Origin of the sequence: Devosia nitrariae (assembly GCF_030160115.1) — a bacterium.
In the GTDB taxonomy this organism is placed as follows: Bacteria; Pseudomonadota; Alphaproteobacteria; order Rhizobiales; family Devosiaceae; genus Devosia; species Devosia nitrariae.
The window spans coordinates 44,479-57,424 of record NZ_BSNS01000008.1 but is presented as its reverse complement, the minus strand read 5'-3'; the positions used below and the strand labels follow the sequence as shown (position 1 = coordinate 57,424).

Sequence of the window (12,946 nt, the reverse complement as noted above, 5' to 3'; positions counted from 1 at the left end):
TCCAGCCGGATTAGATGGAGAGGTTTGCCTCGGGCGGGCAGACCGCATTACCTTGCCCGAAAAGCATTGGCTGGGGCGCCGCAAGCACGAATCGCCCATGGGAGGAAAGATTGACCAGACCACCGCTAGCGCGCCTTGCCGCCGCCCTGCCCGAAGCTGTGCCCTTTGTCGGACCCGAGGCGATCGAACGTCGCCTCGGCAAACCGTTCCGCGCCCGGCTCGGCGCCAACGAGAGCGGCTTCGGCCCTTCCCCGCGCGTGCTCGCCGTAATGGCCGCGGCCAGCCATGAGAGCTGGAAGTACGGCGATCCGGAAAATCACGATCTGCGGGTCGCCCTCGCCGACCACCTGGGCGTGGCGGCGGACGAGGTCATGCCGGGGGAAGGCATCGATGCCTTGTTAGGCCTTGCCGCGCGGCTCTACATTGAGCCGGGCGAGCCGGTGGTGACCTCGGCCGGAGGCTATCCGACCTTCGACTTCCACGTCGCCGGCTTCGGCGGGCGGCAGGTCAAGGTGCCCTACGAGGCCGACCGCGAGAACCTTGCCGGCCTTGCCGAGGCGGTTCGCCGCGAGAAGGCACGACTCGTCTACCTGGCCAATCCGGACAACCCCATGGGGACTTGGTGGACCGCCGCGGAAATCACCGCCTTTATCGACGCGCTGCCCTCCGACACCATGCTGATTCTCGATGAAGCCTATGGCGAGTTCGCCCCGGCAGGTACGCTGCCCCCGATCCATCCGCTACGCCCGAACGTCTTGCGCATGCGCACCTTCTCCAAGGCCCATGGCATGGCCGGTGTGCGAGTCGGCTATGTGGTGGGTGTTCGCGAGGCGATCGCGCCCTTCAACCGCATCCGCAACCATTTCGGCATCAGCCGTATGGGCCAGGCCGGCGCCATCGCGGCGCTTGCCGATGAAGCGTGGCTCGCCGATGTCGTCGCCCGCACGGCAGCCGCCCGCCAGCGCGTCTATGCCATAGCCGCCGCTAATGGATTCGAGGCCATCCCCTCGGCAACCAACTTCGTTGCCATCGATTGCGGCCGCGACGGCGCCTATGCCCTCGGCGTGCTCGAAGGACTGGTCGCGCGTGGCGTGTTCGTCCGGAAACCGGCCTCGCAGGGTTTGGACCGTTGCATCCGCGTCAGCGTCGGACCGGATGAAGCGCTCGACATCTTCGAGGCAGAACTGCCCGCCGCCATCGCGGCGGCGCAAGCCCTCACTGCTCAACGAGCGTGATTTGGGCGACTATGCCGCGGTGATTTGACCCCATCGGGTCGGGCAGCCCCTCGATCGAGGTGATGACCGCGGGAGCTCGCGTGAACATGGTATCGATCGGCACACCGAGATCGCCGAGCTCCACCGGCCACGTGCCCGGATAGGCGTTGCCGGTCAACAGATCCGCGTTGCGCATCAGCCGGATAAGGTTGCGCGACCACGGCGCGGCGTTGAAATCGCCGGCGACGACCACCGGCCCTTCCAGTCCATTCAGACCTTTCCTGAGTACACGAGCTTCGGCTACCGAGAAGTAGTCGAAATAGGGCTTGGTCAAATGGGCGGCAACCAGGTTCACGCGATGACCATCGATCACTGACGCTGCATAGATCACACGTCGGGGGAAGATATGGCCGAGATCAGCCAGGCGCGAGGACTTCTCCAGCGGCGTTTTGCTCACCAGGAGCGTGTCGCAGGTCGCCTCCAGCTCGCAGCCAATGCCGTAAGGGTAAGCGGTCCGCAGCCGCTCGATATCGGGCAAGAGCGGCGCCGCCTCCATCAGGATGACGACGTCGGCATCGCGCTCGAGGATCATGTCGACGATCGGAGCGCTGTTGCCCTTGTTGGTGTTTAGGACGTTGAAGCTCAAAAGGTCGAACTGCGTGACCGTCGGCCGTGCCGCGACTGCCGCACGCGCTTGCTGCTGCGGGATGATGATCCAAGCGGTGTGCGCGATGCTGACTGCGGCGATCCCTGCCAGGGCCAGTGCCCGCCAACGCGCGCCGGAAAATAGTACAACCACGGCATAAACCAGCAGGCCAACCGCCAAGTGCGGGCGCAGCGACTGCAACAGCGCCTGGCCAGGGATATAGGTTGGACCGCTGGCGGCCACCACCACCGCCGCTGCGACCAGTCCGAGCCCGGTCAGCAGGCCTCTGATCTCCGCACGCAACGCCATGTCATCTCCGCACCGACAAACGCCTCTCTATTGGCGTAAGGTCGCGGGGAATACAATTGCGGGCAGTGCAATGCAGTTAAACGAGAACCTTGCTCATCTGGATACAGGCGGCTGCAATGCCGGCCAGCTCGGATGGATCCCACGAATCGCGTCGCCAACCGAGCGCCTCATAATATCCGAGCGCATCGGCCGCCGCGTTGACGTGGAGGATTTCAAGACCGCGTCGAGCTGCCTCCTCGTCGACCATCGTGCCCAGGATCCGGCCATGGCCTCGCCCCTGCAGCTCAGCAACGATCGCCACCAGCCTGACAACGCCCCGACCGTCGCCGATCTCGTCGAGGCGAGCGGTCCCCACCGGCTTTCCATCGGCCAGCAGAACGAAGGGGTGGTGTCCCGGCTTCCGATCGTCCGGGTGGTTGTCGTTGTAGACGATGGACGTTGCGTGGCGGCCAGGACTGAACAGCACCGCGCGACGGATGTCGTGCAGTGCTGACCACAGCTCGGGTGTGGTGACAGGGGCGAGTTCGTACCGACTCACCCCGCGAGCGCCCCCTGGGCGGAGGCGCCGCGCTCGAGCAGCAGGCGATTGTAGGCGTTGAGATACGCGCGCGCCGAGGCGACGAGCGTATCGGGTTCGGCCGCGTTACCCGACGCGATCCGCCCGTTGAGCTCAAGGCGCACATGCGCGTTCGCCTGCGCGTCCGTGCCGCCGGTGACGCCATCGATCGCGTAGAGCACCAGATGCGGGTTCTGCCCGACGCCCTGCTTGATCGCGTTGAAGATCGCGTCGACCGAGCCCATGCCGTCGTAGGTGACCGTGTTCTCTTGTCCGTCGATCGAAAGGGTCATGGAGCACCGATGCACACCGCCCGTCTTGGAGACGACCTCCATGTTGACGAGCCTGATGCGGTCGCCGGCCGAGCCCACCTCGTCATCGACCAGCGCGACGATGTCGGCATCGTAGATATGCTTCTTGCGGTCGGCCAGATCCTTGAAGCGCACGAACGCCTCCTGGAAGGCATTGTCGCCAAGCTCGTAGCCCAATTCCTTCAGCTTGTCCTTGAAGGCGGCGCGGCCGGAATGCTTGCCCATGACGAGCGTGGTCGCCTTGATGCCGACGCTCTCGGGGGTCATGATTTCGTAGGTTTCCGCGTTCTTGAGCATGCCGTCCTGGTGGATGCCGCTTTCGTGCGCGAAGGCGTTCTTGCCGACGATCGCCTTGTTGAACTGCACCGGGAAGTTGGCTGCTGCCGAAACGATGCGGCTGGCGCGGGAGAGCTGCGTCGTCTCCACATTTGTGTAGTAGGGCATGGCGTCGCCGCGGGTGCGCAAGGCCATGACGATCTCTTCGAGCGCTGCGTTGCCGGCCCGCTCGCCGAGTCCGTTGATGGTACACTCCACCTGCCGCGCGCCACCCGCGACTCCGGCCAGCGAATTGGCGACGGCCATGCCGAGATCGTCGTGGCAATGAACCGAGAAGATAGCCTTGTCGGCACCCGGTACCTTGTCGATGATGGTCTTGAACATCGCGTAGTGCTCTTCGGGCACCGCGTAACCGACCGTATCGGGCAGGTTGATGGTCGAGGCGCCCGCCTTGATCGCCGTTTCAACGCACCGCATCAGAAACTCGATCGGCGTGCGGGTCGCATCCATGGCGCTCCACTCGACGTCGTCGATGAGGTTGCGCGCCTGCGACACGGTCCTGGCGATGATCTCGATCACCTCGTCCTCGGTCTTGCGCATCTGGTGCGCAAGGTGGATCGGAGAGGTCGATACGAACGTGTGGATGCGCCCGCGCTGGGCATGACGCACCGCCTCGCCCGCCCGGTCGATATCGGCGGGAATGGCGCGGGCAAGCCCGGCGACGGTGGCGTGCTTGACCTGCTTGGCCACCGCGCAGACCGCCTCGAAGTCGCCAACCGAGGCGATGGGGAAGCCCGCTTCGATGATATCGACACCCATTTCGTCGAGCGCTTCGGCCACCTGCAGCTTTTCCTCGAGCGTCATGGTGGCACCCGGCGACTGCTCGCCGTCGCGCAGCGTCGTATCGAAGATGTAGACGCGTTCCTTGTTGGAATTGTCCGCGCTCATGGTCATTCTCTCATCCTATCGGTCGGCCCGGGCAACGCCTCGTCGGCCACGCATTTCGTGTCACTATTTTGCGTATCCCCTGAAGACCCGCTCGCTTGCCGAGCTGCCGGTGATCAGGGGCTGATAAGAAGGAGAAGGAGCGCGGGAAGCAGCAGCAGCCCGGCAGCAATAATCATCCGGGCCTCGAAGGTCCGGCGTTGCTGGGCGGCAATGGCGATGGCGCGCTTGCGCTGCATGGCGAAATTCCGTTTGACGGCACAATGGGCGAGAACGCCAAAGGGTGCAAGTCCTTGGACGCGTGCTGCGTCAAAAAAGCCAAAAAGAGAAACCGAACCTTTAAGCGCCGAGATCGAGGGTCCCTTCCCCGATGATCACAGCCTGGCCGCCGATGGCGCCGTGGACGAGTACGTCATCTTGTTTGCGCAGCTGGAGGGTGATGCGGCAGGGTCGCCCCATCTCGTGACCCTGGCGCAGAACATAGTCGACCTGGCCCGAGGTGCTGTCGCAATGCTCGGCAAGAAGCCCGATCAGCGCCGCGGCAGCAGAGCCCGTACCGGGATCCTCGGCCAAACCCATGCCCGGCGAGAACATCCGCGCCGCCAGGTCGTTGCCAGGTTCCCTTGGTGTTTGGGTAAAGACGTAGACGGAGTTGTGCCCTAGGGGAAAGATCTCGCGCCAGCGCCCGACATTGAGTTCGATCCGCTTGAGGGCACCCGGCTCGCGCACCGGGATGAGATAAAAGACATTGCCGGCCGAGAAGACATCCGGCAAATAAGCGCCGCAGCCGATCTCCTCCACCTCGATGCCGAGCGCCAGCGCGATGTCGCGCGATTCCGGCGCCTTGCCGACCCTCTCGGGCAAACGCGGCAGGCTGAACCGCGCTTCGCCCGTGTGCTTGCCGCGCTTGTCGACCAGCGCCGTCACCAGCCCCACTTTTTCTTCCAGGCGCACCGCGCTCGCGTTGTGCGTGAGGCCAAGGACGACGGCCGCGCCGACCGTCGGATGTCCGGCAAAGGGCAGTTCGGTTTCCGGGGTGAAGATGCGCAGCGCCGCAGTGTTGCGCTCGCCCTGCGCCTTGCGCAGGAAGACCGTCTCCGAGAGGTTGAACTCGCGCGCTATCGCCTGCATCTCGTCGTCGAGCAGGTGATCGGCATTGGGCACCACTGCCAGCTGGTTGCCGGCAAGCGGCTTGTCGGTGAAGACGTCGAGCAACAGGTAGTCGAGCTTCATTTGCCTTCGCTCGCCTCCGAATCCGGCGGCAGCGCCAGCTCAGCGGGTTCGCGACCGAGATGCCGGCAAAGGGCCTCGACCGCAACCCCGTGGTCCAACCGCCCCGGCAGGCCGGAAATGGCGATGCACCCGACGACCCCTGCCCCATCGACCCGCAATGGAAAGCCCCCGCCCGCCAGCACATAATTGGCCGGATCGGCACCGAAGCTCGCCGGCAGCAGCGTCTCGTTGTTCCGCTCGAGGAGCAGGCGGTAGCTCGCCTTGTGAAAGCGCCTGACCACGTTGATCTTGCGCCGCACCCATTCGGAATTGTCGGCGGTCGTGCCGGGCGTCGCAGTGAAAAAGAGCTGTCTGTCCCAGGTGCGCAGGTCGCAGATGAGCACCAGCCCCTCGGCGACCGCGCGTTCCCGCACCAACCCGCCGATCTCGAAGGCGGTATGCTCGTCGAGCGCGGGCAGGACCAGTGCCCGCTCCTGCTCTCTGATGAAGGCAATGTCGTCGGCGATGCTCATGCTCGCGGCGCTCCGGTCTTGTGCGTCCACGCCTCGTAGAGCGGCTCGCGCGAAGGTGGCTGGCCGGGGAAGTTGATGAGCGCAGGATCTATCTCGACCCAGGCGGCACGGCTCTGCGTCCAGATATTGCCGACAGGCTCGATCCAGTCGATGTCGTCGAGCGTGCCGGCACGCACCACGAAGATGTCCGGAGACGACAGCGGCTCGTTCCACATGTTCGTGCCGCACACGGCACAGGCCAGCATGCGCACCGTGCGTCCGCTGTCGGCCGGCTTGTCGAATGCTCTCAGTCCGCCTTGGAGATGGCGCAGCGTCTCGCGCCGCACCGGCATCGACATCGACCAGGCGGCACCCGAGAAACGCTGGCAGTCCTTGCAATGGCAGGCATAGACCGAGAGCGGCGGGGCCATCAGTTCATAGCGCACGCGGCCACACTGGCAGCCGCCGCCAAGGGGAAAATCTGGAAGTTGCATGCCGATCCGACTCGCACCTGTATCCGCGCACCCTAGCATTGCGGGGAACCGGTGCCATACTATTCGGCGGCGGTGACCTGCCCGTGACGCGCCCGCTCGATCCGCTTTTCCTGTTCGAGATAAGCGAGTGCATCCTCGGTCTTGAACATCTCGAAATCGTCTTCGTCGTGGTCGGTCACCGGTGTCATCGCCTTGTCCATATAGGCGAGCTTGGCCGGGTCCTTCTCGACCCTGCGTCGCGCCAGCGCAAAGCGCAGGTAAAGCGCGCCCCAACGCGCAAGCTTCCACAGCCGCTCGGCGTGATACCTGGGATAGAAGAGCCAGGCCGGCTCGATCTTCATGCCGTGGCGCCGGTTGAGCCGCGATTTGTGCCGGATCCAGCCAACCTCCAGCGGATGCACGCCTTCAATTCTGAGCGCTCCCATGAACCAGACGGCCAGCAGCAGGATGTTAGCGGTCGATATCCCCGAAATCGCCGCCCGCCGCATCACCCGCTCGACATGGTCGACGCTGTAGTAGCGATCCCAGGCCGCACGATAGACCCGCTCATAATCCTGCCGGCTCATCAAGGCATGGGCGGTCGTATAGTGGTTGAGGTCGTATTTGTTGAGGTCCGGATCCATGGCTATCCCGGCCCTATGGAGCTTCTGGTGGTCCTCAGATCCCGGGAGCGGTGTCAGGAAGAAGAATTCAAGGATGTCGACCGGCAGTTCCTCCTTGACCACGTCGATGTCGTGCATGATGCGCTCGGGCGTGTCAGTCGGGAACCCGAGGATGTAGCCGGCATAGGTGATGACGCGCCACTGCTTCCAGGCGAGCAGCATCCGCCGGTATTCGGTGATCTTGTTCTGCCGCTTCTTGGCGTCCTTGAGGTTCGCCGGATTGACGTTCTCGAGCCCGATGAACACGCGCTTGACCCCGGCGCGCGCGCATTTCTCGATGAAGTTCGGGATCTTATGGCAGAGCGTGTCGACCTGGATGAAGAAGTTGAACTTGAGCTTTTCCACCTCCCGCATTTGGATGAGCCGATCCATGATCGACTCCCAGTCCTTGTTGCGGGCGAAATTGTCGTCGGTGATGAAGAAGCGGCTCACCCCCTGCGCCAGGTTCAGGCGGATGATCTTTTCAACGTCGTCGGGCGAGCGACGCCGCGACTTGCGGCCCTGCACGTTGATGATCGTGCAGAACGAACACTGATAGGGGCAGCCCCGCCCGGCATCGAAGCTGGTCAGGTTATAGGCCGTACGAGCCACGTGCCCGCCGGGCATGAACGGCACGGGCGTGTCTTCGATACCCGGCAGGTCATTCATGTAATTGTAGATGGGTTTCAGTTCCCGGTTCGCGGCGTCGCGGATCACCTCCTCCAGCCGCCCTTCGGCTTCCCCCGCAAAGAGCGAAATGCCCATCTCCTGCGCCAGCCTGAAATCCGCATCCTCGCCCGAAAGCATCGAGATGACGCCCGAGACATGGAAACCGCCGATGGCGACCTGAACGCCCTTGGCCAGCAGCGGCCGCGCGATGTCGATCGCCCGCGGGACCTGGTTTGACTGCACGCCGATCAGCATGACGAGCCCGGCATCGGCCGCGAGCACTTTTTGCGCGATCTCGTCGACGCGCACCTGGGTATTGGTCTCGTCGATCGGCACGACCTCGAACGCCCAGTCCTCGCCCAGCGCCTTGCGCTCGACGATATCCATCGTCAGGCCATAGACCGAAGCCAGGGAATTGGACGGAATCGGCGAGAGTTTCCAGGAAATGACATAGCCATCATCGTCATAGTGCGACGGCTTGATCAGGTAGAGGCAGAAGGTACGCGTAGTCGTCATCATGCCGCTTCCCCCAGCAGGCGATGGACTTCGAGACGCTCCGGCGACGTTAACGGGAATTGCGGTTAATGGAAAGATGGCGCCGACCGATCGCCTGGCTGGATGACCCGCCGGCCAGAAACGGCTTTACCGGCGGGTGCTCGGCCATCTTGGCGACGAGAAAATCGAGGAAGGCACGCAGCGCTGCCGGCTGATGCCGATTCGCCGGAAAGACGGCGCCGATCGATCCGCCCTGCCGCCCATAGGCGGGCAGAACCTGAACCAGTTCACCGGCCGCGATATAGGGCATGGTCACCGCTGCCGGCAGCAACGCGATGCCGAGGCCCGCAAGCGCAGCGCTGAGTTCGGCATGGGGCCCGCTGACATTGATGCGCCCGGCGACCTCGATCTCGACACGCCCTTCCGGTCCGTCGAGTGTCCAGGTTTCGCTGCTGCGGTCCGATGAGAACAGCACGAAGTGGTGTGAACCAGCGTCCGCCAACGTGACCGGCGCGGGATGGCGGGAAAGATAGGTGGGGCTCGCCACGAGGATCAGCGCGGATGTGCCGAGCCGGCGGGTCAGATAGCTGGAATCCGGCTGCCGGCCGGCAAGGATCGCCAGGTCCACCCGCTCTTCGATCGGGTCCACCGGGTGGTCGACGAGCCGCAGCGAAATGCGCACCTTGCCGTATTGGTCCAGGAACTCGGAAATCCAGGGGATGAGCGACATGGTCGCGAAGTTGATAGGCGCCGTCATGCGCAGCAATCCGACGGGTTCGGCTCGCGCGGCCATCACCGCTTCGCCGGCCGTCCCGATCAGGCTGAGCCCATGCGCCGTCGTTGCATGATAGGCGCGCCCGAGCTCGGTCAGTTCCACCCGTCTCGTGGTGCGATAAAGAAGCTGCGCGCCAATCGCCTCCTCGAGCCGGGCAACGACCCGGCTCACCGTCGCGCGCGGCATGCCGAGCTCGCGCGCCGCAGCGCTGAAGCTGCCGGCCTCTGCCACCCGGTTGAACACGGCCACATCATTGAGATCGACCTGTTGTTGTTGCATGCGTAGCAGTCTGTTCCGATTGTCGGCTCTACCGGCACAATATCGATCATGCAAACCTCCTGCAAGGATCGCGCGGCCACCTCCGCGCAGCCATCGACTAAGGAGCAGCAAGATGAAGCAGACCATTGAAACCTCGCCCGCCGGCATGCGGCGGCGCACGGTACTGCAGATCGGCGCGGCCGCCGCCCTCCTCTCCGCGGCAGGTCCCTTGCGCGCGCAAGATGCCGACCAGCACGTCGTCCTTATCACCGGCACCAGCTCCGGCTTCGGTCGGCTGATGGCGGAGGGATTTGCTCGACAGGGTGCACGCGTCTTTGCCACGATGCGCCAGACCGATGGGCGTAACGCCCTTGCAGCCGAGGAACTGCGCGCGCTTGCCGCAGACGAGAACCTCGCGCTCGAGGTGATCGAGCTCGATGTGCTGAACGATCGATCCGTGACGGCGGCCATCAAACAGGCCATCGCGGATGCCGGTCGCATCGACGTTCTCGTCAGCAATGCCGGCATCGTCGTGCCGGGACCGATCGAATTGCAGCCGCCCGAGTCGTTCCGAGCCAATATCGAGACGAACGCATATGGGGCCTTGCGCGTCATCAAAGCCGTGGTGCCGCATATGCGGGAGGCCGGCCGGGGCACGATCATCCAGATGTCGAGTGCGCTCGGTCGCGCGATAGATCCGATGCTCGGCGGCTACTGCGCCTCGAAACTTGTCGTGGAAGCGGCCTGCGACGCCATGGGCTACGAGCTGGCTGCCTCCAACATCGAGGTGGCCGTAGTGCAACCGGCCGGAGCCTATCCCACCCGGTTCCAGGCCAACGGCATCCGCTATTGGGAAGAGATGCTCGCCGACCTCGAAGCGACCGCGCCGTCGGCCCTCGAGCTTTACGCGCCTCACGTTGAGGCGATGCTCGCCGGACTCGAACCCGATACGACCCTTGATCCTCAGGAGGTGAGCGACGCGGTGCTCGAGCTTGCGGCCAAGGAGTTCGGCACGCGGCCAAACCGCCTGACCGTCGGACCCTATACCGACGGCATAAATCCAGTGAACGCCGCCCATGAGCAGCTGCAGACCGATATGGTCGGCCATTCGCCAGCGGCCGAGCTGTTTACCCTCGGGTGACCACCGGCCAGCCGGACTGGAACATGTCGGCGATCGCTTCGGCAAAGGGCGGCGCGCTGCCGGCGGCGGCCACCTCCGCGCCGGAGCGCACCGCGACGACGTCGGCAAGCTCGCGGTGCTCCTGCTGATCGAGATCGGCCCGGATACGCCCCACCAGCTCTTCTGCACTCTGCTTGAACCGGAACACGCGGCCGATGGAGATGCGCGGCCCGTCGAACACGGCAACCATGCCCTCCACCTCGGCCTCGCTCGTCTCGAGGCCCGTTTCCTCCGTGAGCTCCAGTGCGATCGACCGCTCGATGTCGACGCGCCCGTCCGGCGTCACGTCACGGGGCTCGAGCGATCCACCCGGCGGGTAGACCCGACCGGCATTGGCAGTGGTTCCGCCCATCACGCCATAGATCAGCGCATTATCGCTCGATGCTATGAGCGCGGAGCCGAAGAGATTGCGGATGCCGATCTCGGCAAAACCCTGGTCGCGCCAGGTGAGGAAGGCCGAATAGGCATCCTCGCGCGCCAAGCCGCGCAGCACGCCGTCTTCGACGGCAGCGCCGCCGGGCGTTCCTGGCGCCTGGACACCGAGGATGCGGCCATCCCAAAGATGCGGATTGTCAGCGATCAATCGTTGCCAGTGCATCGCCACCGCATGGCGCATCGTCTCAGGCAGCGGCCATGGGCCGGGCACGAGCCGGACGTCGACCTCGCGGATGGGGAAAATCTGCAGCACTTGAACGACCTGGGCAGGGAAAGGGCCGGGATTGCTCCCGGCCGTGACAGATCAGTTCTTGGCCTTGTCGACCAGCGCGCCGGCTTTGATCCAGGGCATCATGCCGCGCAGCTTCTCGCCGACCTCTTCGATCTGGTGCTCGTCGTTGAGCCGGCGGGTCGCCTTGAAGCGCGAAGCACCGGACTTGTGCTCCTGCATCCACTCGGAGGTGAACCTGCCGGTCTGGATGTCCTTGAGCACCCGCTTCATCTCGGCCTTGGTCTCGGCGGTGATGATACGCGGACCCGAGACGTACTCGCCCCACTCGGCGGTGTTGGAGATCGAGTAGTTCATGTTGGCAATGCCGCCCTGGTAGATGAGGTCAACGATCAGCTTGACCTCGTGCAGGCACTCGAAATAGGCCATTTCCGGCGCGTAGCCGGCCTCGACCAGCGTCTCGAAACCGGCGCGGATCAGCTCGACGAGGCCGCCGCAGAGCACCACCTGCTCGCCGAACAGGTCAGTCTCGCATTCCTCGCGGAAATTGGTCTCGATGACGCCCGAGCGGCCGCCGCCGACGCCCGACGCGTAGGCGAGCGCGATGTCGTGGGCATTGCCCGACGCGTCCTGGTGGACGGCGATGAGGCACGGCACGCCGCCGCCCTTGAGGAACTCGCCGCGCACCGTATGACCCGGGCCCTTGGGCGCGATCATGATGACGTCGACAGTCTTCTTAGGCTCGATGAGATTGAAGTGCACGTTGAGGCCATGGGCGAAGGCGAGCGCGGCGCCGTCGCGGATATTGGGCTCGATGTGCTCCTTGTAGATGTCGGCCTGCAGCTCGTCAGGGGTCAGCATCATCAGGACGTCCGCCCAGCCGGCTGCCTCGGCAACGCTCATGACCTTGAGGCCCTCGCCCTCCGCCTTCTTGGCCGAGGCCGAACCCGGCCGCAGCGCCACGGCGACATTGGTGATCCCGGAATCGCGCAGATTGAGCACATGCGCGTGGCCCTGCGAGCCATAGCCGACGATGGCGACCTTCTTGGATTTGATGATGTTGAGATCGGCATCCCGATCGTAATAGACGCGCATGGAAATCTCCTTGAATCTGCGTGTGGTCGGGCAGCTTTTGGCTGCTTGGAATGTTCAGTCCGTCCCGTAGAGGGCGAAGAACTGGTTGGTGGCGGCCTTGGCCTCCACGTCGATGTCGGTTTGCTTGAGGGTCTTGTCGCCGAGCAGAAGGCGGATCTGCACGTCGCGCACGACCAGTCCGAAAAACGTGCGATAGGCATCCTCGCTGTTGTCGAACCTGAGGAGCCGGGCTTCTCGCCCGGCCTCGAGGATCGGCTTCAGACGGCGGCGGATGGCCAGCGGGCCGTTCTCGAGGACGATCTCGCCGAGCCGGTCCTTGTCGCTGGCCGCGTGCGTGACAGCGATGCGGTTTAGGGTCACCGAGATGTCGCCTTCAATCGTCGTCAGCAGGTCTCGCGCGAATTGCTCGACGCTTTCGCGCAGCTTCTTGGCCGAGAGCGTCGTGCGGTCGACCTGCGGCATCCGCACCTTGGCCGCCTGCCATTGCACCGTCGCCGTCAGCAGGCCCTCGCGATCGCCGAACCATTTGTAGAGCGTTTCCTTCGAGCAGCTCGCCCGGCGCGCCACCGCCGTCATGGTGAGCCCGTCGCCGTTCTCGACCAGCAGGTCGAGCGCAGCCGTCAGCACCGCCTGCTGGCGCGGCGTGAACGCCTCTTCGCTGACCTTGATGGTCAATGCCACGCTGGAACCTCCT

14 protein-coding genes are annotated in these 12,946 nt (G+C 64.5%); 2 read left to right on the top strand and 12 right to left on the bottom strand.

Translation table 11 applies throughout. The features are described 5' to 3' along the window. Positions 1 to 110: 110 nt before the first annotated feature. The gene (locus tag QQK18_RS09350) at positions 111 to 1,235 is read left to right on the top strand and encodes a pyridoxal phosphate-dependent aminotransferase (protein WP_284340065.1); all 1,125 of its coding nucleotides are present in this window, start codon (positions 111 to 113) and stop codon (positions 1,233 to 1,235) included. On the opposite strand, the gene QQK18_RS09345 is transcribed toward QQK18_RS09350, so the two are convergent. The 9 genes from QQK18_RS09345 to QQK18_RS09305 form a co-directional block, all read right to left on the bottom strand. Then, on the bottom strand, positions 1,216 to 2,169 hold the full coding sequence (locus QQK18_RS09345; protein ID WP_284340064.1) for an endonuclease/exonuclease/phosphatase family protein: 954 nt from the start codon (positions 2,167 to 2,169) through the stop codon (positions 1,216 to 1,218). The genes QQK18_RS09350 and QQK18_RS09345 overlap by 20 nt on opposite strands. Before the next feature lie 76 nt (positions 2,170 to 2,245). Continuing rightward, positions 2,246 to 2,707, bottom strand: coding sequence for a GNAT family N-acetyltransferase (locus QQK18_RS09340; protein ID WP_284340063.1), 462 nt, complete (start codon positions 2,705 to 2,707; stop codon positions 2,246 to 2,248). After that, a complete protein-coding gene (locus QQK18_RS09335) occupies positions 2,704 to 4,266 on the bottom strand; it encodes a 2-isopropylmalate synthase (RefSeq protein WP_284340062.1) in 1,563 nt (520 codons plus the stop codon). The genes QQK18_RS09340 and QQK18_RS09335 overlap by 4 nt, the downstream gene beginning before the upstream one ends. A gap of 107 nt (positions 4,267 to 4,373) precedes the next feature. After that, positions 4,374 to 4,496, bottom strand: a complete 123-nt coding sequence (locus tag QQK18_RS09330) for a hypothetical protein (protein WP_284340061.1) — start codon at positions 4,494 to 4,496, stop codon at positions 4,374 to 4,376. 100 nt (positions 4,497 to 4,596) lie between these two features. After that, entirely contained in the window at positions 4,597 to 5,490 is an 894-nt protein-coding gene (locus QQK18_RS09325; protein ID WP_284340060.1) for a PhzF family phenazine biosynthesis protein, read from the bottom strand. Next, on the bottom strand, positions 5,487 to 6,002 hold the full coding sequence (locus QQK18_RS09320; RefSeq protein WP_284340059.1) for a heme-degrading domain-containing protein: 516 nt from the start codon (positions 6,000 to 6,002) through the stop codon (positions 5,487 to 5,489). The genes QQK18_RS09325 and QQK18_RS09320 overlap by 4 nt, the downstream gene beginning before the upstream one ends. Continuing rightward, the gene (locus QQK18_RS09315) at positions 5,999 to 6,475 is read right to left on the bottom strand and encodes a GFA family protein (protein ID WP_284340058.1); all 477 of its coding nucleotides are present in this window, start codon (positions 6,473 to 6,475) and stop codon (positions 5,999 to 6,001) included. The genes QQK18_RS09320 and QQK18_RS09315 overlap by 4 nt, the downstream gene beginning before the upstream one ends. A 59-nt stretch (positions 6,476 to 6,534) precedes the next feature. Then, positions 6,535 to 8,301: a B12-binding domain-containing radical SAM protein gene (locus tag QQK18_RS09310; RefSeq protein ID WP_284340057.1), complete on the bottom strand. Its 1,767-nt coding sequence runs from the start codon at positions 8,299 to 8,301 to the stop codon at positions 6,535 to 6,537. Positions 8,302 to 8,350: 49 nt separating this feature from the next. Next, positions 8,351 to 9,334, bottom strand: coding sequence for a LysR family transcriptional regulator (locus tag QQK18_RS09305; RefSeq protein ID WP_284340056.1), 984 nt, complete (start codon positions 9,332 to 9,334; stop codon positions 8,351 to 8,353). 112 nt (positions 9,335 to 9,446) lie between these two features. Between QQK18_RS09305 and QQK18_RS09300 the strand changes: the two genes are divergently transcribed. Continuing rightward, positions 9,447 to 10,454, top strand: coding sequence for an SDR family oxidoreductase (locus QQK18_RS09300; protein WP_284340055.1), 1,008 nt, complete (start codon positions 9,447 to 9,449; stop codon positions 10,452 to 10,454). Here QQK18_RS09300 and QQK18_RS09295 read toward each other — a convergent pair. The 3 genes from QQK18_RS09295 to QQK18_RS09285 are packed head-to-tail and all read right to left on the bottom strand — an operon-like array spanning position 10,441 to position 12,933. Next, on the bottom strand, positions 10,441 to 11,181 hold the full coding sequence (locus QQK18_RS09295) for an NUDIX hydrolase (protein ID WP_284340054.1): 741 nt from the start codon (positions 11,179 to 11,181) through the stop codon (positions 10,441 to 10,443). The genes QQK18_RS09300 and QQK18_RS09295 overlap by 14 nt on opposite strands. Before the next feature lie 51 nt (positions 11,182 to 11,232). Beyond that, positions 11,233 to 12,252, bottom strand: coding sequence for a ketol-acid reductoisomerase (ilvC, locus tag QQK18_RS09290; protein WP_284340053.1), 1,020 nt, complete (start codon positions 12,250 to 12,252; stop codon positions 11,233 to 11,235). Between the two features lie 54 nt (positions 12,253 to 12,306). After that, positions 12,307 to 12,933, bottom strand: a complete 627-nt coding sequence (locus QQK18_RS09285; RefSeq protein ID WP_284340052.1) for a TetR/AcrR family transcriptional regulator — start codon at positions 12,931 to 12,933, stop codon at positions 12,307 to 12,309. Positions 12,934 to 12,946 lie beyond the last annotated feature (13 nt).

What these genes read in the sequence shown, in the direction of transcription:
- QQK18_RS09345 (WP_284340064.1), bottom strand. Translation starts at nt 2,169, where the DNA reads ATGGCGTTGCGTGCGGAGATCAGAGGCCTGCTGACCGGGCTCGGACTG.
- QQK18_RS09335 (WP_284340062.1), bottom strand. Translation starts at nt 4,266, where the DNA reads ATGACCATGAGCGCGGACAATTCCAACAAGGAACGCGTCTACATCTTC.
- QQK18_RS09330 (WP_284340061.1), bottom strand. Translation starts at nt 4,496, where the DNA reads ATGCAGCGCAAGCGCGCCATCGCCATTGCCGCCCAGCAACGCCGGACC.
- QQK18_RS09325 (WP_284340060.1), bottom strand. Translation starts at nt 5,490, where the DNA reads ATGAAGCTCGACTACCTGTTGCTCGACGTCTTCACCGACAAGCCGCTT.
- QQK18_RS09320 (WP_284340059.1), bottom strand. Translation starts at nt 6,002, where the DNA reads ATGAGCATCGCCGACGACATTGCCTTCATCAGAGAGCAGGAGCGGGCA.
- QQK18_RS09315 (WP_284340058.1), bottom strand. Translation starts at nt 6,475, where the DNA reads ATGCAACTTCCAGATTTTCCCCTTGGCGGCGGCTGCCAGTGTGGCCGC.
- QQK18_RS09310 (WP_284340057.1), bottom strand. Translation starts at nt 8,301, where the DNA reads ATGACGACTACGCGTACCTTCTGCCTCTACCTGATCAAGCCGTCGCAC.
- QQK18_RS09305 (WP_284340056.1), bottom strand. Translation starts at nt 9,334, where the DNA reads ATGCAACAACAACAGGTCGATCTCAATGATGTGGCCGTGTTCAACCGG.
- QQK18_RS09300 (WP_284340055.1), top strand. Translation starts at nt 9,447, where the DNA reads ATGAAGCAGACCATTGAAACCTCGCCCGCCGGCATGCGGCGGCGCACG.
- ilvC (WP_284340053.1), bottom strand. Translation starts at nt 12,252, where the DNA reads ATGCGCGTCTATTACGATCGGGATGCCGATCTCAACATCATCAAATCC.